General features: G+C 56.3%; 15 protein-coding genes and 1 pseudogene. 7 read left to right on the top strand and 9 right to left on the bottom strand.

The window, feature by feature from the left end:
• Positions 1 to 63 precede the first annotated feature (63 nt).
• Positions 64 to 948: a LysR family transcriptional regulator gene (locus ABLV64_RS03020; RefSeq protein ID WP_217324889.1), complete on the top strand. Its 885-nt coding sequence runs from the start codon at positions 64 to 66 to the stop codon at positions 946 to 948.
• 130 nt (positions 949 to 1,078) lie between these two features.
• Positions 1,079 to 1,954 (top strand): NAD(P)-dependent oxidoreductase, encoded by an 876-nt coding sequence (locus ABLV64_RS03015; protein ID WP_004205893.1) that lies wholly within the window; start codon positions 1,079 to 1,081, stop codon positions 1,952 to 1,954.
• 52 nt (positions 1,955 to 2,006) lie between these two features.
• Here the strand turns inward: ABLV64_RS03015 and ABLV64_RS03010 are convergent, their stop codons facing one another.
• The 5 genes from ABLV64_RS03010 to ABLV64_RS02990 all read right to left on the bottom strand — a co-directional run bounded on the left by ABLV64_RS03010 (position 2,007) and on the right by ABLV64_RS02990 (position 9,840).
• Positions 2,007 to 3,476 (bottom strand): alpha/beta hydrolase, encoded by a 1,470-nt coding sequence (locus tag ABLV64_RS03010; RefSeq protein ID WP_004205892.1) that lies wholly within the window; start codon positions 3,474 to 3,476, stop codon positions 2,007 to 2,009.
• A 177-nt stretch (positions 3,477 to 3,653) separates the two neighbouring features.
• Positions 3,654 to 6,728: an efflux RND transporter permease subunit gene (locus ABLV64_RS03005; RefSeq protein WP_065802342.1), complete on the bottom strand. Its 3,075-nt coding sequence runs from the start codon at positions 6,726 to 6,728 to the stop codon at positions 3,654 to 3,656.
• On the bottom strand, positions 6,725 to 7,873 hold the full coding sequence (locus tag ABLV64_RS03000; protein ID WP_060655820.1) for an efflux RND transporter periplasmic adaptor subunit: 1,149 nt from the start codon (positions 7,871 to 7,873) through the stop codon (positions 6,725 to 6,727). Before ABLV64_RS03000 ends, ABLV64_RS03005 begins: the two co-directional genes overlap by 4 nt.
• A 78-nt stretch (positions 7,874 to 7,951) precedes the next feature.
• Positions 7,952 to 9,148 (bottom strand): ATP-binding protein, encoded by a 1,197-nt coding sequence (locus tag ABLV64_RS02995; RefSeq protein WP_348842950.1) that lies wholly within the window; start codon positions 9,146 to 9,148, stop codon positions 7,952 to 7,954.
• Positions 9,145 to 9,840 (bottom strand): response regulator, encoded by a 696-nt coding sequence (locus ABLV64_RS02990; RefSeq protein ID WP_004205879.1) that lies wholly within the window; start codon positions 9,838 to 9,840, stop codon positions 9,145 to 9,147. Before ABLV64_RS02990 ends, ABLV64_RS02995 begins: the two co-directional genes overlap by 4 nt.
• A 124-nt stretch (positions 9,841 to 9,964) precedes the next feature.
• On the opposite strand from ABLV64_RS02990, the gene ABLV64_RS02985 reads away from it, so the two are divergent.
• The 5 genes and pseudogenes from ABLV64_RS02985 (at position 9,965) to ABLV64_RS02965 (ending at position 15,122) form a co-directional block, all read left to right on the top strand.
• Positions 9,965 to 10,750 (top strand): MipA/OmpV family protein, encoded by a 786-nt coding sequence (locus ABLV64_RS02985; protein WP_348842949.1) that lies wholly within the window; start codon positions 9,965 to 9,967, stop codon positions 10,748 to 10,750.
• A gap of 750 nt (positions 10,751 to 11,500) precedes the next feature.
• A pseudogene (locus tag ABLV64_RS02980) lies at positions 11,501 to 11,803 on the top strand (ISNCY family transposase); the annotation flags it as partial.
• Between the two features lie 120 nt (positions 11,804 to 11,923).
• A complete protein-coding gene (locus ABLV64_RS02975; RefSeq protein ID WP_163620241.1) occupies positions 11,924 to 12,379 on the top strand; it encodes a MarR family transcriptional regulator in 456 nt (151 codons plus the stop codon).
• A 15-nt stretch (positions 12,380 to 12,394) separates the two neighbouring features.
• A complete protein-coding gene (locus ABLV64_RS02970) occupies positions 12,395 to 13,573 on the top strand; it encodes an efflux RND transporter periplasmic adaptor subunit (RefSeq protein WP_022065822.1) in 1,179 nt (392 codons plus the stop codon).
• A gap of 10 nt (positions 13,574 to 13,583) precedes the next feature.
• Positions 13,584 to 15,122, top strand: coding sequence for a DHA2 family efflux MFS transporter permease subunit (locus ABLV64_RS02965; protein WP_012968223.1), 1,539 nt, complete (start codon positions 13,584 to 13,586; stop codon positions 15,120 to 15,122).
• Positions 15,123 to 15,306: 184 nt separating this feature from the next.
• On the opposite strand, the gene ABLV64_RS02960 is transcribed toward ABLV64_RS02965, so the two are convergent.
• Genes ABLV64_RS02960 through ABLV64_RS02945 form a run of 4 tightly spaced genes read right to left on the bottom strand, consistent with a single transcriptional unit; the run spans position 15,307 to position 20,383 of the window.
• Entirely contained in the window at positions 15,307 to 16,980 is a 1,674-nt protein-coding gene (locus ABLV64_RS02960; RefSeq protein WP_186384136.1) for an ABC transporter ATP-binding protein, read from the bottom strand.
• The gene (locus ABLV64_RS02955) at positions 16,977 to 17,840 is read right to left on the bottom strand and encodes an ABC transporter permease (RefSeq protein WP_012968221.1); all 864 of its coding nucleotides are present in this window, start codon (positions 17,838 to 17,840) and stop codon (positions 16,977 to 16,979) included. Before ABLV64_RS02955 ends, ABLV64_RS02960 begins: the two co-directional genes overlap by 4 nt.
• Positions 17,833 to 18,795: an ABC transporter permease gene (locus tag ABLV64_RS02950; RefSeq protein ID WP_008804871.1), complete on the bottom strand. Its 963-nt coding sequence runs from the start codon at positions 18,793 to 18,795 to the stop codon at positions 17,833 to 17,835. Before ABLV64_RS02950 ends, ABLV64_RS02955 begins: the two co-directional genes overlap by 8 nt.
• Entirely contained in the window at positions 18,773 to 20,383 is a 1,611-nt protein-coding gene (locus tag ABLV64_RS02945) for an ABC transporter substrate-binding protein (protein ID WP_008804870.1), read from the bottom strand. The genes ABLV64_RS02950 and ABLV64_RS02945 overlap by 23 nt, the downstream gene beginning before the upstream one ends.
• Positions 20,384 to 20,560 lie beyond the last annotated feature (177 nt).

The following is a 20,560-nucleotide window of genomic DNA, read 5'->3' as shown; positions in this document are numbered from 1 at the left end:
CGGGGGGGACAATGCGGTATGTTGCCCAAAGGCTACGGTAAAACCGAAGGGAAGGAGGGCGTCATGCGACTGGATCTCGCCGATCTGCGGCTGTTTATCGCCATCGTGGATACCGGCAGCATTACCGGCGGGGCGGCGGCGGCCCATCTGGCGCTGGCCTCCGCCAGCGAGAGGCTGCGCAAAATGGAGGCGGAGGTCGGTGTGCCGCTGCTGCACCGTCATGCCCGGGGAGTGACAACGACCGAGGCCGGGGAGGTGCTGGCGCGCCATGCTCGTCCGTTGTTAGAGCAGCAGCGGCGTCTGCGCCAGGCGATGCACGCCTTCGCCCGCGGTCAGCAGGGAACGCTGCGCCTGTTTGCCAATACCTCGGCGCTGTCGGCTTTTCTGCCGGGCAAACTTGCCGCGTGGATGGCAGCGCATCCCGGGATACAGATCGACACCGAAGAGCGCACCAGCGCGGATATTGTCAGCAGCATTCTGGCGGGCTTAGCGCAGGCCGGGGTGGTGTCCGATGCGGTCGATCCCGGGCCGTTGCGTCTGGAGCCCGTCGCGGAGGATCCCCTGGTGCTGATCGTGCCGCCGGCCCATGCCTTGAGTGAAACCGCCGAAGTGGCTTTCGCGACGATTATCCATGAGCCGCTGGTCGCGCTCTATCAGACCAGCGCACTGCAGCAGCATATCGAAGAGCAGGCCGCCGGGCTCGGCCAGGCGCTGAACGTCCGCATCAGGATGAGCCATTTTGAAGGGCTTTGCGAGATGGTGGCTCACGGTACCGGCGGGGCGATCCTGCCGCGCGTTATTGCCGAACGCTACCAGCTGCGCTACCGGTTCACCGTTATCACATTGCAGGATCGCTGGGCGCTGCGTCGGCTGTGCCTGTGCTATCAGGATGACGACCGCCTGTCGCCAGCAATGCGCCGCTTGCTGGAGTGGCTCCGCCAGCCCTGAGCCGCTATAAACATGGCTCTCACGTAGTGACAGTGTCACTTTTTATGGGGGTTATTGCTACTGACTTCCGTGCCAGAGATGCGATAGTAGACGTCCGCCATTTATTAATACGCGAATCAGGACAGACAAGATGAGTACATTACCAAAGGTCGCGGTGCTGGGACTCGGCGCCATGGGACACGCTTTTGCCAGCAATCTACTGAAGAAGGGCTTTACCGTCGCGGGCTGGAACCGTTCGCCAGCGCGCGGCGAGGATTTACAGGCGCAGGGATTATCTCTGCACGCCACGCCGCAGCAGGCGGTGGCCGGTGCTGAGGTGATCATCAGTATGCTCGCCGACGGTCAGGCTACCCTGGAGGTACTGGCGCAAATTGCGCCTGCCTGTCAGCCGCAGGCGATCTATTGCCAGATGGGCACCATTGGCCTGCCGGAGACGCAGCAGGCTATCGCCTTGCTGCGGGAGCTTCAGCCGGCGATGACCTTCGTCGATGCTCCGGTTTCAGGGACCAAAGCCCCGGCGGAGAAGGCGCAGATCCTGGTGCTCGCCAGCGGGGAGCGTGAAAAATGTGGCGCGGCGGAGCAGATATTTGCCGCTATCTCACGTGGGACGCAGTGGTTTGGTGAGGCGGGCAACAGCCAGAAAATGAAGCTGGTCCTCAATGCCTGGCTGATTTCGATGATGCAGGGCATCGCGGAAAGCGCTCAGCTGGCGAAGACGCTGGGCTTTACTCCCGACCAGCTGTGGAGCGCCCTGGAAGGCGGCCCGCTGGCCGCACCGTATGTCAAAGTCAAACTGGACGCCATCGCCAATGAGCAATTCGTGCCGCAGATGCAGCTGGCGCATGCGCTGAAAGATGCCCGGCTGGCGCTTTCCCTGGCCGAGCCGCACACCATGCCGGGGCTGGATAACATCGCCGAACTGTGGCAGCAGGCGGCGGACGCAGGATATGCCGGGCAGGATTTGTCCTCGATATATCAGTGGCTGTCGACGTCGGCGAAAGCGTAGTACCGCATCCTCAGGAAAAAGTGGCCGTGGTGGCCACTTATCCAGAGAAGAGTTATTTCCCGGAGAGAGCCGGGCGAGTGTCGATCCCTTCGTCAATGCGCTTGATCATATAGGGAAAAAACGGATTGGAAGACTGGCGCATCAGCGAGTCCAGGCCCACTACCAGCACAGAACGCTCGCCGCGAGCTGCAAACGTGCCGAGGCTGATCCCGTATTGATTCAGCGGATGGGGATAGCGTCCGTACAGCGAATCGCTCAAGGGGAAGGGAAGCGCGACATGAGAAAGCGAATACACGTCCGGTAAATAATGCAGTCCCTGTAGCTTCTCCACCGTAGTGTCTGTTTTCCCGGCAGGTGTTGTTCGGATCTCCATCTCTGTACTGGCGGAATTGGCGTTAGTGATGATCGTGGTTTGATAAGCTCGCGGCGCTGCGGGCAGCAACCGCGCCAGCGCGGTGTAAGACGTCCGGCGTAATAATGAATTAAACCTGACCGCATGATTTAAATCGAACAGGACAATTTCACTGCCATTATCCGGCAAGCGGTTATACAGCGCCGTCACGATCGCCCGCGTACTGACCGTTGAATCCATGACGGACTGAAAGGTCAATACCGGCGGTAAGCTGTTAAGTTTCTGATTCCTCGCGTCAGCCACTATCTGCTTTTGCAGCGCTTTGGTCAGCAGGAAGGACTGCCGGGCGGCGTTCGTCGGGAAGGAGTTATATTTAAACGGATTAAATTCGGGCATGATGTTTAACCATGCGGCTTTCGAGAAGGCGGGGAGAAACGCGGGCCAGCCCGCGAGGCCGGAAAAACGCGCGAAGCTAGTAATGCCGATCATCGGAGAAATCAGGATCACCCGCTGGGGTTTTGCCAGTTCGGCATTATCCAGCGCGTCCAGCGAATACTTCATTGCCAGCGCGCCGCCGTTGGAAAATCCGACGATATGCAGGGGCGCATCTTTACCCGTCAGTCGTTTCGCTTCTCTCACCGCCAGGCGCGTGGCGGCCAGCCAGTCCTGCCAGTCCACGTCGGTCAGCCCGGCGGGAACCGTCCCATGGCCCGGTAATCTGATACCGATGGCGACATAACCCTGTTGGCGGTAATTTTCGGCGATATGCCGCAGGCTGTAGGGGGTATCTGTCAGACCATGCAGCAACACCACAGCACCTTGCGGTTTACCATCCGGCATCATGATGTATGACCGATTCCAGTTGGTGGGAAACGAGTCCGGATAGATGGGGCTGTGGCTGTAGTAACGATTCAGTTCGGTTTGCTGCTCAGCGTCCAGCTTATCGGTAACCTGGCGTTTTACCTCACTGAAGAGCGCATTCTCTTTTTTGATGTAATCGTTCCAGTCAGCATTGTCGATTTCATCCGCGTCCATCTCATGCGGAACCCAGGTATGCCAGAGCTGCAGATCGGGCCCGCGCTGAATGTCATAAAGGCGTAGTCCCAGAGCGCCAACGATCAACAGCAGCAGGGACAACACGATACGTTTTAACCAGGTTAGCCATTTCAATGCGTAGCTTCCTTTCTTAATGACATGTTTTCTGAGTATAAATAAACATGGTCAGGGAGATTTACTTTTTATTAGGTTTCCTGTTACCCAGGCGTTGCAGCAGCAGGTGAGCAAGTTCTTTGACTTGTAGCGAATAACCTGGCAACCCCCTGAGACGAGGATACGACGGCACGCCACTCATTTTTCACAAGTCTCGCCTGAGGACGTCATTCTCAGGTGTAACAACAGGCTTAACGATGCAGGTAAAACGGTCAGTGTAACCAGCGTGGCAATCAGTAGCCCCCCAATAATCGCATAGGCCATCGGTCCCCAGAATACCTGATGGGAGATGGGGATCATCCCCAGAATGGCGGCACAGGCAGTCAGGCAGATGGGGCGCGCACGATGCTCTGCGGCCGCAATAATGGCGGCATCGCTTGCCATCCCCTGAGCAAGATTGCTGTCAACCTCGCTAATTAGTATGACGGCGTTACGAATGATCATGCCAGCGAGCGCAATCACGCCAAGCAGAGCGACAAATCCCATCGGTGTTCCGCCAGGTAACATAGCCAGTACGATACCCGGTAAACCAAACGGGGCCATCAGTATAGCCAACGCCATACGGGAATAGTTGCGCAACTGGAGCATCAACAGCAAGAGCATGATGACCATTGTCACCGGCAGAACCGCATAGACCGAACTATTACCTTTTTCCGATTCAGCAACCGCGCCTCCTTCTTCAATGCTGTAGCCTTCAGGCAGTTCCGCGCGCAACCTGTCTACCGCTGGTCGCAACGCTGCGGATACTGCTTCGGCGCGAAGTCCCGGTGCGAGGTCAGTTTGCACGGTGATGAAAGGCAAACGCTGTCGACGCCAGATCACCGGATCATCCACGCCCCAGACTGGTGTGGCAAAGGCGCTGAGGGGGATTTGTTTACCGTCATTCCCCTGAATAGTCAGCGAAGAGAAGGTGGCGAGGTTAAGACGCTCATTGTCCCTGGCCCGGAGCACTACATCGACAAGGCGGTCATTTTCGCGAACCGACGTGACTATACTGCCGGACCAGACGGTATTGAGCATCCGGGCCAGACTTTCTGACGACACACCCGCAGCCCGGGCGGCGGTCTGATTGACCTTGAGGGTCATGACTCTCTCCGGCTCGCCTGCCGTCTGATTAACCTCGCGGGAAGAGGGAGACCGACCAATGACATCACTCAGGCGATTCGCGATCGACCTGACCTTCAGATAGTCAGGCCCACTCACCCGGTATTTGACTGGCCACCCGACCGGGGGCCCAAGTTCCAGGGGCGATACGCGCGTGATGATGTCGCTAAAGCGCGTAGCCAGTATCCTGTTTAACTGTCGATGAAGACGATCCCGCGCTTTAAGATCTTTAGCCACCACCACCATCTGGGCGATATTTTCATTTGCCAGAAGCACATCCATAGGCAGGTAAAAACGGATCGCTCCCGACCCAACGTATGTCGAAAAGCGCTCAACGTTGCGGTTGCCTGCCAGGGCCTTCTCCAGCTTTTCAACCCTATTTTGCGCTTCCGACTGCGAGGCATTTGCCGGTAGCGTCAGGCTTACCAGCAATTCTGGCCTGTCGGAGGCGGGGAAAAACTCCCCCTGCATAAAGGTTGTTCCGTATACGGACAGACCAAGCACAATGAGGGCAATACACACGGTGGCGAAGCGGTGACGCAACGCCTTGCGCAGTAGCCACTGGTATCCGCGGGCCATCCATCCAGGACCTTTCGCCTTCTGTCTGATGTTGTCAGATAACAGCCACGTGCCGGTTAACGGTGAAAACAGGATCGCGACAACCCATGAGCACAGCAGGGCGATGAGCACCACGGCAAACAGGGAAAAGCAATATTCACCGGCGCTGGACGCAGCAAATCCCACGGGAATAAACCCGGCAATCATCACAAGGGTGCCCGTCAGCATCGGAAATGCGGTCGTTTTAAAAGCCCGGGTAGCCGCCTGCCGGCGGGAATCCCCGGCTTCCAGACCAGAGACCATGGTTTCCACGGTGATCATGGCGTCATCGACCAGCAGGCCCAGCGCGATAATCAATGCGCCGAGAGAAATACGCTGCAGACCTATTCCTGCCAGCATCATTCCCGTAAAGGTCATGGCCAGAACCAGGGGGATGGCCGCAGCCACGACCAGTCCAGCTCGTAAACCCAGTGAGACAAACGAAACGGCCAGGACGATCGCCACGGCTTCGATAAGCACCCGGATAAACCCGCTTACGGCGTCGCTGACCACCGCTGATTGATCGGCAACCTTGACCATCTCAATACCGTGCGGCAGCGTGACGCTGATGGCATGCATTTTTGCATTCAGCGCGGCGCCGAAACGCAGCATATTACCCGTCGGCGCCATCGAGATAGCCAGCCCGATGGCGGGTTTGCCGTTGACCCGATAAACCGGTTGGGGAGGCTCGCCGTTTTCCCGGCTAACGGTGGCAATATCCGTCAGAGGAAGGTAACGATCGTTAATATGCAGCGTGACGGCACGTAAGCTCGCTTCAGATGTCAGCTCCCCGCTGACCTTTATCGCCATATTTTCCTGTCCGGTGCGGATTATACCTGCCGGGACAACCGCATTTTGTGCTCTGAGGGCATCCGCTACCTGCTGGATGTTCAGCCCCATACCTGCCAGACGCGCTGGAGAAAAAGAGAGGACTATCTGTTCCTGCTGCTCACCCAGCAGAGTGGTTTTTCCGATATCCGGTAACGACATGAGTTCCCGGCGAATGGTCTCAACTTGGTCCCGGACCTCCCGCAGGGTATAGCCCTCAGGTATAAAGCCAAAAATCGTACCGAACGTGTCATCAAACTCGTCGTCGACGGCGGGGCCCTGAACGCCTTCTGGCAACGACGGGGCAATGTCCTGCATTTTCTTGCGTACCTGATACCAGATATCCGGCACCTTTTCCGGCGGGGTATCGTCACGAAGATTGACATAAATAACGGTTCTCCCGGCACGGGATTCACTTTCGAGATAATCAAGCCAGGGGGTTTCCTGCAGCTTTTTTTCCAGCGTATCGGTCAGCAGTCGGGTGGTATCCGTTACGGATGCCCCGGGCCATTGCGCGGAAACGACAGCCGTTTTAATCGTAAACGCCGGATCTTCATTACGTGGCAGCTTCTCATAACAGAACGCGCCCATAGCAATGATCAGCAGCATGAAGAAACTGACCATCTGTTGATTATTTAGCGCCCAGGCGGAGAGGTTAACTTTCTCATTCAATACTGGTTTCATGATTCGCACTCCCCGGCAATCACCGGCTCGCCGGAGCGTAATTTACTCACGCCGGCGGTAATTACCCGGTCGCCTGGTTCAAGGCCGCCGGAGATAATGACCGAGGTGGCGGTATAGTATGCTGGCACCACCACGCGAAGCTGTGCCTGCGACTGCGGATTAATTACATAAACTGCCGGTTTGTCGCCGACGCGACTCAGCGCTGAAGCGGGAAGGGCGTATCCATGCGGGCCGGTTGCGGGTAACGTGACGGTGACGCTGGCGCCCAACGCCATTGCCAGCGGCGGGTTTTGCAGAGTAGCCCTGACGCGCCATGTGCGGGTCTGAGGATCGGCCTGCGGGCTGATATCTCTTAGCGCGGCGGACGCTTGCACCGACGGGTCGCTGAGGAGGGACACTCGCAAGCCAGCCTGTTCCTGTGGCGGGATCGCATCGGGTTTCGCGATATCAAACACCACATCGCGGGCTTCGCCGGTCGCCAGCGTCAACACCGACTGCCCCCCAGTGACAACCTGACCCGCAGAGGCGCTTACTTCGGTGATCATGCCGCTTTGCGGCGCAATCAGACGCGTCCAGCCAAGATTTTCCCGGGCATTACGTAACGCGGACTCGCTGTTTTTTAAACGCGCGCGGGCGACAAGCCAGTCCGCGCGGGCGTTATCGAGCTGCGTGCGGGCAATCGCGCCAGTTGGCATAAGCTTTTGCATTCGGCTGACGTTAAGTGCAGCAACCTGAGCAGAGGCTTTGGCTCCTTCATAGTCAGCCTGTGCGCCATCGAGCTGATTCTGACTGGTTGTATTTTCAAGCGTGGCCAGCAGTTGCCCTGCATTCACCCGGTCGCCAATATCGACGCTACGCGTCACTATCCGGCCGCCGGTGCGAAAGCTAAGAATCGTTTCATCGTGCGCATGGATCTCTCCGGTTCTTTCCAGGGCGGGAAGGGTTTGCGCTGAGCCAACGACAACGTAGCGTACCGTTCGAACAGGAACAGTCTTATTACCATGGTTGTCCCCGCATCCGGGCAACAGAAAAATCACCACCGAAAGAATGGTCAGGGGAAGAAAGTGCAGCCAGGAAAGGGTGCGCGCCACGTCGTACAAATGGTGCAGACTGTGGCGGAGGGAGAGTAAAAATTCATCTGACATAACGCCGCTCCATAAAGGTTATGGCGTTATTAAATGCGCGCTTAGTCGAGAAAGATTCGACGTTTTGTCAAGGTATTATCAAGAGCGGCTATTTTCCATCTTAGACGACGTTGAGGGTAACAAAATTGTGACTGCGAGTCCGCCGGTTTCAGGTAACGACGCGCTGATACTGCCTCCATGAGCCTGACAGATCGCGCTAGCGATGGATAAACCGAGACCGCTGCCTCCGGAGTGGCGGGCACGCGACTGCTCCTCCCGGCTAAAACGGTTGAACATTTCCGGCAGGAACTGGGAGGATACCCCCGGGCCGTCATCGCGAAATTCGAGGTAATATTGCCCGCTGGCGTAGTGCAGCGTGACATCAAGAAAGCCGCCATCACGCCCGTAACGGAGGGCATTTTCCATAAGGATAGTAAACACCTGGCCCATACGGAACGTATCGCCTTTGAAGGGACACGCCTGAGAATGATGAAGTCTGATGGTAAAACGATGTGCATCAGCCTGGGGCATGATCCATGTCGCCCGTTCCTTAAGCAGCTCATCCAGATAAAAGGGTTCGTTTTCCAGAACCAGATTCCCGGCATCAGACAGCGAGAGCAGATGAAGTTCATCGGTCAGGCGATTCAGGTGCTGAAGCTGTTTCATTACCATGGCCAGTTGCTCCGGGCTGGCATCAAACACGCCATCCAGCATGCCCTGTAAACGTCCGATAGCGGCAGTCAGGGGGGAGCGAAGCTCATGCGCCATGGCCACATGAGAGGTACGTAACTCTTTTTCATAGCGGGCCAGTTTTACCGTCATGGTATTAAAGTCACTCGCAAAGCTGACCATTTCAGCCGGCGCATTCCTGATGAGCTCTGCCTGGCGGCCAAATTGTCCTTCGGCGACGTCCTTTGCCGCATCACGCAGCCGGCTGAACTGCAGCGCCAGTGGCCTGGCATATCTCAATCCCATCACCACAATAAAAGGGATCATGACCAGGACCAGTAACGCCACGGTGACCCAGTCCGCCGAGGCGATGGATGGGGTTGAATAACTCAACCCCCACCAGGTATCGACGATTTGATGGAAGCGCGCCGGGTTGGCCTGCGGGTTCTGGCTGAGCGCAAGAAACTCTTGCCGGACCGATACCGGCATTCTGCCCAGGTTCCAGTAATTCTGCACCGCATAACGTAGCCACATACAGGTCGCAATGACAATTACGCTTCCGATGGCCAGCGCTAATATACGTGCGCAAATCCAGCGCCACAGGGAGGAGTAGCGATTTTTTGTCATGGTTGTCTGAACCGGTAGCCTACGCCGCGAACGTTAACCAGCACGCCGGAAATACCCGCCGCCTCGAGTTTTTTACGCAGGTTATAAATATGGGTATCCACCACGCGCTCCAGGGCTTCACTTTCCGGCAAACAGTGCTCCAGTAAATGCTGGCGGGAAAAAGGTCGTGAAGGAGAGCGCATAAGCGTAGTCAGTAGCGAAAATTCGGTTGGGGTGAGGTCTAACGTCCGCGGTGTGTTGTTCCCGTCGACAATACTCGCCACGATGGCCGTGACATCCACTTCAAGTGATTGCCAGCGAAGGATCTCTTCCTTTGTTTCTTTTTTATTGCTACGGCGCAGTACCGCCTGTACCCGAGCAACAACTTCTCCCGGATGGTAAGGTTTAACAATATAATCATCGGCGCCATAGCGCAAGGCGCCAATACGATCGGGAGTATCGCCCATGGCGGTGACCATGATCACCGGAACATCATTTTTGCGACGCAGGCCAGCCAGGACTTCGGTGCCGTTAAGCCCCGGAAGCATCACATCCAGCAGGATCAGATCGGGTTTCCACCGGTGCGCCATATCCAGCCCGGACAGCCCATCTCCGGTAATGACGACATCGTAATTTTCACGGCGTAAATAGGCTTCGAGCACGCCAGCCGCATCGGCGTCATCTTCAATAATCAGCACTCTTCTGGACAACATCCATTCACCTTGACCGTTTCTTAACACTATCCCGACGATTCATTGATTTTGCCAAAGCATACTGCGCCAACATTTTGTGGCAGCTCCTGCTTCAGGAGAAGCCGGCATCTGTTAGGAGAACAGTATGATAGCGATAAAAAAAGCCCTGTATATGACCGTACCGCTTTTGACGGTCATCACATCCTGCGTACAGGCAAATGATAACGCCTCTTCCGGCTCTTTCACTATCGGGCTGGGAGGGCGCTACGCTCCGCGATATTCAGGTTCAGACAAGCAGGTATGGCAGGTGGTTCCTGTATTGCAGGGTCGTAACGGCGCTTTCTTTATTGATTCGCAGAAAGGGGTAGGGTATGACCTGCAAAACACCAGCGACTGGTACTTCGAACATACGCTGGGGTACGATCTGGGAAGGAAGGATAAAAACGCCAGCTGGCGGGCAGGGGCAAATAATTTGAAAGGGATGGGAGATATTGATGTTTCCCTGAATACAGCTCTTGCCGTCGGCTGGCAGGCTTTTTCCTGGCTCAGTGTTGAAGGTAAAGCGACGCTGCCTTTAACGGACAGCCAGGGGGTAAGCTACCAGGCATCCTTCACGTTGATTCCCGTACAAACTGGCCAGGACACGTTCGCCTTTCAAACGGCGGCCCTGTTTGGCGACAAGCGTTACCTGAATACCTGGTATGGCGTGAATTTGCAGCAGAGCCAGCGCTCAGGTTATAGCCGCTATTCAGCACCGGGGGGATTTTATGGCATAGACAACAGTCTGGTCTGGAGCCACCAGTTTGATGCCCACTGGGGCACGGTTTTGAGTGCTGACTATACCTGGCTTGGGGAGCATGCTAATGAAAGCCCAATCGTGTTACGACGTAACGAGGCGGCACTGACAGCAGCTGTCACATGGACATTTTAGGTCGGAAAGTATGGCGTGCGTTTTGCCGGGAAAGGTCAAAATTGAGTGAGTCGGCATTGTCTGGCAGATAGGCAACCAGAAGCGAGACCTGATGTTAACCGCGCCGGGAAGCCGGGTGCGGTCAGCGTGTCGCCGTCGTGCGTTCGCCTAATGAACCCAACGACGATCGAGCGCGCCATATGCGTGCCGGAGGAGTTTATGAAAAACGCCATCGCTGGTCCGCGGGAAGTTGTTGGACACGTGGTGCACGGTCGGCATCAGAGTACCGTGAGTGAAAACAGCGCGAGTCATATACAAACGAGTAAGCAGCCGGTGGAGGACAAGATGGAGCCTATGAATTTCATGGGGTAGAGTTGTAACTATGGTTGGGTTACGCGTCCTGATATTATATTTAACATAATATACATTATGCGCACTTTGATTGTGGTGGCTAAGTTGTTAGGTTTTCTCCTGGATAAGTTACTCGTAGATTCAGCATCGATAGATTCTGATGACGGCTCATGCGGCGGAGTTTTTTGCTTTGGATAAAGTTAACCGACTCAAAGTTATTAGGACGTTATCGTTCGGCGTCTGACTACACTTGATGGCCACACAGCGCCTGAGCATATCTGACAGCCTGTGCCGATGCCTTCTGTCGCGTTACCGTGAATCTGGCCCGCTGGGTATGGCTAGCCGTCGTCGTTGAAAACCCAGCAATAACCAACGACCTGATGGTCTTGCCCGGTACGTACTCAATATTATCCGCTTGAGATATCTGACAGACACTGCCGACGGTTGTTGGAGCGCTATCGTGAACATGGGCCGCTTTCACTTGTTAACCGTCGTCGTGGCCAGCCTGGCAACCGGCAACTCATGCCGGGCCTCGCTGAACGAGCACTGCGTACTATCCGCGAACATTACGCTGATTTTGGTCCGACAGTACGCCAGCTGATGACACCGACTGGTTCAGGGAACCCTGGCAAGTTACGGCCGCGCGTACATCAATCACGCCTGCGTCGGGCCTGTACCCCAGAGCGCATCCAAATTGATGTCTGCGGGCATCACGGGTTCGAGTGATCGTAATTCGCTTATCGCCCTCCTCCATTTGTCAATATGTGTGCTTTCTGTTGACCTAATTTGACAATTGGTGACCAGGCAGTAATTATCATGTTAATTACTGACCAGGCAGCTATCATGATTACCCCAATCGACTCTTCCCATAAAAACCTGCATCTGGGTTTGCTGTTCCATCTGGCAAACCAGTTTAAGGACCTGCTTATCGGCCATTACTTTGCCGACAGCGGCATTACCGCACCGCAATTTAAGGTATTGATTAATATATTTAAAGGTAACACCAGCCCGGCAGAAATCTGCAAGAGCCTGCAGATGGATACCGGGGCAATGAGCCGTATGGTTGCACGTATGGTGAAGAACGACCTGATCGAGCGCCGCCCGAATCCGCACGACAAGCGCCAGGTGATCCTGGCCCTTACGGCAAAAGGTCAGACGCTGTGCAATACGTTTCAGAATGAAGCACTGAATACCATCCTCGCGGACTTAACGGCGCGTCTGACGCCCGAAGAATCCCGGCAGCTCGCAGATATTCTTATCAAAATGCTGCCCGATGAATTCACGGCCCCCCATCGCTAATTAAGGTCACCGGTTATGTCTATGGAAAATAACGCGCCTCCCTCTGACAAGCGCCCAGGCAAGCGTACAAGAAACTTCGCCATTTTATTACTGATCCTGATCCTCGCGGCAGGAGGCTGTCTGGCCTGGTATCTGCTTTACGCCCGCTATTACGAGAGCACCGACGATGCTTACGTCAACGGAAATCAGGTCACCCTGACACCGCAAATCACCGGTACCGTGACTCAGGTGACCGTGGATGAAGGCGATTATGTCGAAAAAGGCCAGCCCCTGGTTCTGCTGGACCCAAGCGATACCGCCATCGCCCTGCAGCAGGCTGAAGCCAATCTCGCCAGCACAGTGCGTCAGGTGCGTGGCCTCTACAGCACCGCCGACAACTACCGTGCACAAGTAGCTGCCAAAAAAGTAGCCCTGCAAACAGCGAAAAGTGACTATGTGCGCCGGGAAAAAATTGTCAGTTCCGGTGCCATTGCGGTGGAAGATCTGGCGCACTACCGTGATGCCGTGACCAGCGCGCAAAGCGATTTACTGGCTGCCGAGCAAGCGCTCAAAACCAATCAGGCGATGGTTGATGACACCGTGGTGGATAACCATCCTGAAGTCAAAACCGCCGTTGCGACGCTGCGCCAACGCTATCTCGATAACTCCCGCAGCACCATTGTTGCGCCCGTCAGTGGTTACGTCGCTAAACGTGCTGTGCAGCTCGGGATGCGTGTCACCTCCGGCACCACGCTGCTTGCCATCGTGCCGCTGAATGAAGTGTGGGTGGATGCCAACTTTAAAGAGAGCCAAATGCAGGACATGCGCATTGGGCAAAAAGTAGAGCTGAATGCGGATCTCTATGGCGATAACGTGAAATATCACGGCACCATCGAAAGTCTCGGCATTGGTACCGGTAGCGCATTCTCACTGTTGCCAGCCCAGAACGCCAGCGGCAACTGGATCAAAATCGTCCAACGCCTGCCGGTACGCATCACGCTTGATCCACATGACATGCAGAAGCATCCGCTGCGTGTGGGTCTGTCGATGAACGCTGAGGTGGATATCCGCAATCAGGGTGGTCACCTTCTGCCACAAAAAACCGTCGAACAGCCGCGATTCCGTACCGATGTGTATGAAACGCCAATGGAAGCAGCCGATAAACTGGTGGCGAAAATCCTTCATGACAACACCAGCGCTGTAGCCCAGCGCTAAGAGAGAAGCTATGTCAGAGCCGAAGGCAGCCTTTACGCCCCCCAGCCTGTTTCTGGCGACGCTTGCCCTGTCGCTGGCGACCTTTATGCAGGTGCTGGACTCCACCATCGCCAACGTGGCGCTGCCGACTATCTCCGGCAACCTGGGCGTTAGCGCCGATCAGGGGACATGGGTTATCACCTCTTTTGCGGTGTGTAACGCTATTGCTCTACCGTTGACAGGCTGGTTTACCCGCCGATTCGGGCAGTTGCGGTTGTTTATCGCCTCGGTGATGTTCTTTACCCTGACGTCATTTCTGTGCGGCTTCGCCCACAGCATGACGGAGCTCATCATCTTCCGTGCGCTGCAGGGCTTTTTCGCCGGGCCGATGTTCCCGATGTGTCAGACGCTGTTGCTGGTTATCTTCCCGCCGATGAAACGCAGCATGGCGCTGGCGCTGCTGTCGATGGTGACCGTGGTGGCGCCTATCGTGGGGCCTATCACCGGCGGCTGGCTTACCGATAACTACTCCTGGCCGTGGATCTTCTACATCAACGTGCCGATTGGGATTTTCGCCTCCATCGTGGTCTGGTCGCAGCTGCGCATGCGTGAAGAAACAACGCAGTCATCGCCTGTCGACTATATTGGCATCGCGCTGTTGGTGCTTGGCGTGGGCCTGCTGCAGGTGGTGCTGGATAAGGGCAACGACGAAGACTGGTTCTCTTCTACGCCCATTATCGTGATGTCTATTGTCTCGGCGATCAGCCTGATTTGCTTTGTGATATGGGAGCTGGACGAACGTCACCCGATTGTGAACCTGCGGCTGTTCAAAGACCGCAACTTCGCCATCGGCACGTTGGCGCTGATGCTGGGCTATGCCGCGTTCTTTGCCATCAACATTATTCTGCCGCAGTGGTTGCAGACCCAGATGGGCTACACGGCTATCTGGGCCGGTCTCGCCGCTGCGCCGATGGGCTTCTTACCACTGGTGCTGACGCCAGTCATCGGACGTTACGCCACCAAAGTGGATTTGCGAATTTTATGCTCAGTGTCATTCCTGACAATGGGGGCATCCTGTCTGATGCGCGCGCAGTTCAATACTGACGTGGATTTCCGCACCATCGCCAGCGTGCAGATGTTTATGGGGATTGGCGTGGCCTTCTTCTTCATGCCGCTGACCACCATTGTGCTGTCGAATCTGCACGGTAACGAAGTGGCGGAAGGCTCAGGACTGGCCACGTTCTTTCGCGTACTCGGCGGCTCCTTTGCCTCATCGTTAACCACATGGATCTGGCAGCGACGTGAAGTTTTCCACCACGCGAATCTGACCGAGAGCGTGACACAGTACAACCCAGCGGCTATGGATTACGTAAATAAGATGGGTGGCCCGACGCAGCAGCATCTTGCGATGATTGACCAGGTGGTTACCCAGCAGGCCTACATGATGTCGACAATCGACTATTTCTGGGTGCTCGGCTGGGGTTTTATGGCGCTGATTATCATCATCTGGTTCACCCGCCCGCCGTTCGTGAAATCGGGTATGCCAGGCGCCCCCGCAGCAGGTCACTAAACTGAAATTCACATAGGCAAACTTAGCTGAACGAGCACTGCGTACGGATGGCACTATCGAGCGCCGGGCCAGTGCCTCTTCCCTGCCCTCTATCACGTAAGACCGCCTGGAACGGGCTCTGGAGATGATAAGAGTGTTGAATAACATGACCCCATTTCTGATAACGGTGTTTGACGTTTACTGCTCAGTTATATCGCAACGGCGTCTGCCCAACAGCTGATAACAATTGTCGAGTCCACGGGTGGCGTGGCGCCCGAAAAATTTGATCCACACTGCCGCTTTCGACTACCTTGCCGTCTTTCATCACCGCAATACGATGACTCATATGCTGCACCACGCCCAGATCATGAGAGATAAACAGCATTGACAGATGCAAACGTCGTTGCAGCGCTACCAGCAAATCCAACACTTGCGCCTGGGTGGTGACATCCAGCGCCGACACCGGCTCGTCGCAAATCAGAATATCCGGCTCGCAGGCCAGGGCCTGGGCGATGGCGATACGTTGCCGCTGCCCACCGGAAAGCGTGGCCGGACGTCGCGTCAGCAGATCAGGACTTAAACCAACCAGCGCCAGCAACGCCTGCGCACGTGACAACCGGTCCGCGGCTGTGAGCGTCGTATGCAGGCGCAGAGGCTGTTGCAGCAATTGCGCCACGTTATATTGCGGATTAAATGAACCCAGCGGATCCTGCACAATCGTCTGGATACGCGACCGCAACGGCTGCCGCTGACGTTCTGTCAGCCTGCTCCATGGTTGCCCAGCGAGAAGGATCTCGCCCTGTTGCGGTGCCTGCAGCGCCAGCGCCAGTTTGCCTAGCGTGGTCTTCCCGCTACCGGATTCGCCCACAATGCCCAGCGTTTCGCCCTGCGCGACCTCTAACGTCACCTGATTGACGGCCTGCAAGCGACGGCCATCCGGCAGAACATACGCCAGTGATACGTTATCGGCAGCCAGCACGGGTGTGGTGCTGTCAGTACTGATGTTCTCCCGCACTACCGTTTGACCCAGCGGATCGTTTCCTGTTAACCACGTCCCACGCGTACCGGCAGAGGGAATGGCCGCCAGCAGACGGCGGGTATAAGGGTGTTGCGGCGCATGCAGCACCTGTCGCACCTTGCCGCTCTCCACTGCTTTGCCCTGCCGCATCACCACCACACGGTCGGCAATATCCGCCACCACCGATAAATCATGGGTGATCAGCAGCACGCCATGCCCGGCATCCGCCAGGGCCCTGAATACATTCAAAACTTGTTTTTGTACGGTGGCGTCCAGCGCGGTAGTAGGTTCATCGGCAATGAGTAATCGCGGCCCCGCCGCCAGCGCCGACGCGATGAGCGCTCGTTGGCGCAAGCCACCGGAGAGTTCATGTGCGTACTGCGCCATCCGGTTATGCGGATCGGGGATGCCGGTTTGCGTTAACAGCTCCGCCACGCGTTCGCGAACTGCCGCCCCCCGTTCCAGGCGGTGCGTCAACAACGGCTCCGCGACTTCCTGACCAATCCGGCGCAGCGGGTCAAGCGAGGTCAGTGCATCCTGCAAAACAAAACCAATTTCGCGCCCGCGTAGTTGCTGCCAACGGCGGGCATCGCACGCCAGTAAATTCTGCGACAGGCCATCGTGCCCATGCAATATCAGGGACTCGGCGCGAACAGCCGCCCCTGCCCCCGCCAGCCCGACTAGCGTCCGGGCCGTGACGGATTTACCCGAACCGGACTCGCCTACCAAAGCCAGGACTTCACCGGCATGCACGTCAAACGATAAGGCGTTAACCGCCTCAATCAGCCCCTGCGGCGAGGGGAAGCTGACGCTCAGTTGCGCCACCTGTAACAGCGGTTGCTGGAAGGTCTCTGAAGTCATGCGATCCCGCCTTTGGCAATAAGGGTTTGAACACGTCGGCCCAGCAGCGTAATGGCAATCACCGACAGCGCGACAACGCTGGCGGGCAGCAGGCTGACCCATGGGGCGCTATCGAGAAAATTACGTCCCTCAGAGAGCAATGCGCCCCACTCCGCCGTCGGCGGAGTCACCCCAAGTCCAAGGAAACTGAGGGCCGAGGCGGATAATATGGAATACCCTATCCCCACCGTTGCCAGTACCAGCAGCGGGCGCAGCGTATTGGGCACAATATGGCGCAAAATAATCACCATTGGCGGCTCTCCCAACGCCACCGCATGCTGCACATACCCCGATAACCTGACCTGCAACACTTGCGCGCGCACCAGCCTGGCATAGCCAGCAATGCCGGCCAGTCCGACCGCCAGCAGGGTATTCTCTGGCCCACGCCCCAACACCGTGATAGCCAGCAGCGCCAACAGCAAATCGGGGAACGCCAGCATAATGTCCAGTAGCCGTACGAGTAACTGCCGTACCGCCCTGGGCGCAAGACCTGCCAGTGTCCCCAGCACAATACCGCCCGCGCTGGCAATCAGGGTCGCGCCGACCCCAATGCTCAGCGACAGCGAGGTGCCATACACCACGCGGGTAAACACATCACGCCCCAACTGGTCAGTACCGAACCAGTGTCTGAGGTCCGGCGGCTGCAAAATCGCGCTGAAATCCATCTGTTCGGGGGTGTACGGCGTGAATAGCGATGGAAAAAACACCGCCACCACGAGCAGTAGCACCAGTAACAACGGAATGCTGGTACCCGGCGCCAGCCACGGGTTACGATAGCGCCCCCCGTCGCGGCGGGCCACCCGCAGTAAAAGATCACTCATCAGCATGCCCTCGCAGACGTAGACGGGGATCGATCAGTAAATAAAGGGTATCAATCAGCAGGTTAATCACCACAAACAACAGCGCGGAGAACATCACCACCCCCAGCACCAGGGGCATGTCTCGGTTCTCAATCGCACCGAGAGTGATTTGCCCCAGCCCCGCCCGACCAAATACTGTTTCGGTCAGAATTGAGCCGCCTAATACGCTGGCCAGCAGCGTCCCCGTCAGCGTCGACACCGCCAGCGAGGCATGGCGCAACGCATGCCGTAAGCGCAGCGCAGTTTCACTCACCCCTCGCGTACGCACGGTCATGGCGAACGGCTGCGAAAGCGCCTCCTCCAGCCCATCACGCAGCACCTGGCTGAGTGTCGCAGCCAGCGGCAGGCTGAGCGTCACCACCGGCAGCACAAGGGCGATCCAGCCATCGTTACCGGTCACCGGAAACCATTGCAGTTTGAAACTGAAAATGCTCAACAACACGATGCCGATCCAGTACACCGGTGTGCTAAGCAGCATCAGCTCCAACCCGGCAAGCAGAGACCGCAGACGCGGATGACGTCCGGCTGTCAGTAATGCGTTAAATACCGCCAGTACCAGTGCCAGCGCCAGGGCGCTGACGGCCAGCGGCACCGTCTCTTTCAACGCTGCGCTAATCACCTGCACAACAGGCTGGCGATACTGATAACTCACGCCAAGGTTGCCCGTCAGCGCCTCGCCACAGTAGCGCAAATATTGCCACCACAGTGGCTTATCCAGGCCGAACTGGCGGGTCAGTGTCTCGCGAAAACTATCATCCACAACGCTGTTGGCGCTGCCTATCAGAATTGCCACAGGATCGCCGGGGATCAGTTTTACCGCAACAAAGGTCAGCGTTGCCGCACCCCACAGCACGGCGAAAATGGTCAGCAGGCGCTTGCCTGCTGCCAGCAGCTTAGCGTTGGATCCAGACATCATAGAAATTCGGCTTCGCGTTCGTGGCCCAGCTAATGCCCTGCACCTGTTTGGCTTTCCCTAACTGATATGCCGGGATGTAAATTGGCACCGCCCAGGCCTGATCGATAATCTGGTGCTGGATGGCATAGTAGATGCGTTTACGCTCGGCTTCGCTGGCACCGACAGCGGTTTCCAGTTGGCTATCCAGCGCTTTAACGCGGCTGAAGTTGTTCCCCTTCGGCGGAATATAATTGGAATGGAAAACGGTACGCAGGATGTCCGGCTCCGGGCGAACAAAATAGTTCGAGATAATGTCGTACTGGTTAGCCGCCGTGCGGCTGCTGAGAATGCCTGAATCCACCGGATCGAGTTTCAGTTCAAAACCGGCTTGTTTTACCTGGTATTGAATTGCCTGGAACAGCGTCACGTCAGCGGCTTCGACATCGTTTGAAGAATAGGTAAATTGCACAGTAAGGCGTTTACCCTCCTTGACCCGGTAGCCTTCGCTATCGGTTTGCTGCCAGCCGGCTTCATCCAGAAGACGGCGGGCTTTTTGCAGATCAAACCCCCACTGGCTGGCAATGGCCGGATCGTAATCCAGCGTAGCGGGTCCAAGAATATTGTCGGCAGGTTTCAGGATGCCAAAGAACGCGGCTTTAACGGCAGTAGTACGATCGATGGCGCTCTGGAAGGCCTGCCGCACTTTCAGGTCGCTGAAGATCCCTGTGTCGCTATTCAAATAAAGGACGCGCGGAACGCCGGGGTTTTCCCTGGTGATCACATCCAGCTTCGGGTTATTTTTTACCTGCGCATAATTCACCGGCGGAATGGCATCGATCACCTGTACCTGCCCGCTATTCAGCGCGCCAAGACGTACCGCTGACTCCGGCAGGTACTTAAATTCGATCTTATCCAGCCATGCCGGGCCTTTATGGGTGGCATAGCCCGGACCCCAGTTGTAATCGGCGCGCTTGCTGAGTTTACTCCCGCTGCCTTTGACAAACGATTCGAGGATAAAGGGACCGGAACCGACCACGGTATTGCTGGTATTCGCCGTTTTCTGCAGATAAGCCGGTGACTGAATACCGAGATACGGCAAGCTCAGCCCCTGCAGCAGCGGTGCGAAAGGCGTTTTATAGCGGATCACCACGGTGTACTCATCTGGCGTAGTGATCGCGTCAATCGGCCCCAACAACGATTTGGAGTAACTGGAGGTGGTTTTCGGATCGAGTATGCGTTCAAAGTTATATTTTACCGCCGCAGCATCCAGTTTCGTGCCATCACTAAAAGTCACATCCTTGCGAAGATGGAAGGTGTATTCGCGGTTATTGTTTTTAATTTCCCAGCGTTCCGCCAGCCATGGTGTAAAGCTGTTATCTTCCGCCTGGCCGACCAAAGAATCCACCACGTTACGCGTAACCAGAGCGGTGACGGAATAAGCGGTAATAGAGGGGTCAATAATCGGGGTATCGCTGCCCAGAGCGACCGTCAGCACACCCCCCGCGACAGGTTTATCCTGTGCGTGAGTGGTGAAGCTGGCAGTAAGCGTTAGCGCGGAAAGCAGACTGATGCGCAATAAACTGTTCTGTGAATAAATGCTTCGTTTCATCCCTTTTCCTTGGCCTGGTTTTTGTTAAATATCTGGCAATTAAAGTCCATTGTAGGGGGAGAGCCGCCGTCGAGTAACGATGGATAATTTATATCTATTTCTGAAAATAGCTTTTTCTTCAGGTGGGAAGAAAAGAAAAAAGAGAGCCCCGAGCTACAGGCCCGAATAAAATAACAT

This window comes from Klebsiella sp. JB_Kp031 (assembly GCF_040064295.1).
Lineage (GTDB): Bacteria > Pseudomonadota > Gammaproteobacteria > Enterobacterales > Enterobacteriaceae > Klebsiella > Klebsiella quasipneumoniae.
Note: the sequence above shows the minus strand (reverse complement) of the source record. Positions and strands in the feature narration are given on the sequence as shown.

Excerpts from the sequence above, each read along its gene's own strand:
- ABLV64_RS03020 (WP_217324889.1), top strand. The coding sequence starts at position 64 with ATGCGACTGGATCTCGCCGATCTGCGGCTGTTTATCGCCATCGTGGAT.
- ABLV64_RS02945 (WP_008804870.1), bottom strand. The coding sequence starts at position 20,383 with ATGAAACGAAGCATTTATTCACAGAACAGTTTATTGCGCATCAGTCTG.
- ABLV64_RS02985 (WP_348842949.1), top strand. The coding sequence starts at position 9,965 with ATGATAGCGATAAAAAAAGCCCTGTATATGACCGTACCGCTTTTGACG.
- ABLV64_RS02960 (WP_186384136.1), bottom strand. The coding sequence starts at position 16,980 with ATGACTTCAGAGACCTTCCAGCAACCGCTGTTACAGGTGGCGCAACTG.
- ABLV64_RS02955 (WP_012968221.1), bottom strand. The coding sequence starts at position 17,840 with ATGAGTGATCTTTTACTGCGGGTGGCCCGCCGCGACGGGGGGCGCTAT.
- ABLV64_RS03005 (WP_065802342.1), bottom strand. The coding sequence starts at position 6,728 with ATGAAACCAGTATTGAATGAGAAAGTTAACCTCTCCGCCTGGGCGCTA.
- ABLV64_RS03015 (WP_004205893.1), top strand. The coding sequence starts at position 1,079 with ATGAGTACATTACCAAAGGTCGCGGTGCTGGGACTCGGCGCCATGGGA.
- ABLV64_RS02970 (WP_022065822.1), top strand. The coding sequence starts at position 12,395 with ATGTCTATGGAAAATAACGCGCCTCCCTCTGACAAGCGCCCAGGCAAG.
- ABLV64_RS02950 (WP_008804871.1), bottom strand. The coding sequence starts at position 18,795 with ATGATGTCTGGATCCAACGCTAAGCTGCTGGCAGCAGGCAAGCGCCTG.
- ABLV64_RS03000 (WP_060655820.1), bottom strand. The coding sequence starts at position 7,873 with ATGTCAGATGAATTTTTACTCTCCCTCCGCCACAGTCTGCACCATTTG.
- ABLV64_RS02990 (WP_004205879.1), bottom strand. The coding sequence starts at position 9,840 with ATGTTGTCCAGAAGAGTGCTGATTATTGAAGATGACGCCGATGCGGCT.
- ABLV64_RS02995 (WP_348842950.1), bottom strand. The coding sequence starts at position 9,148 with ATGACAAAAAATCGCTACTCCTCCCTGTGGCGCTGGATTTGCGCACGT.
- ABLV64_RS02975 (WP_163620241.1), top strand. The coding sequence starts at position 11,924 with ATGATTACCCCAATCGACTCTTCCCATAAAAACCTGCATCTGGGTTTG.
- ABLV64_RS02965 (WP_012968223.1), top strand. The coding sequence starts at position 13,584 with ATGTCAGAGCCGAAGGCAGCCTTTACGCCCCCCAGCCTGTTTCTGGCG.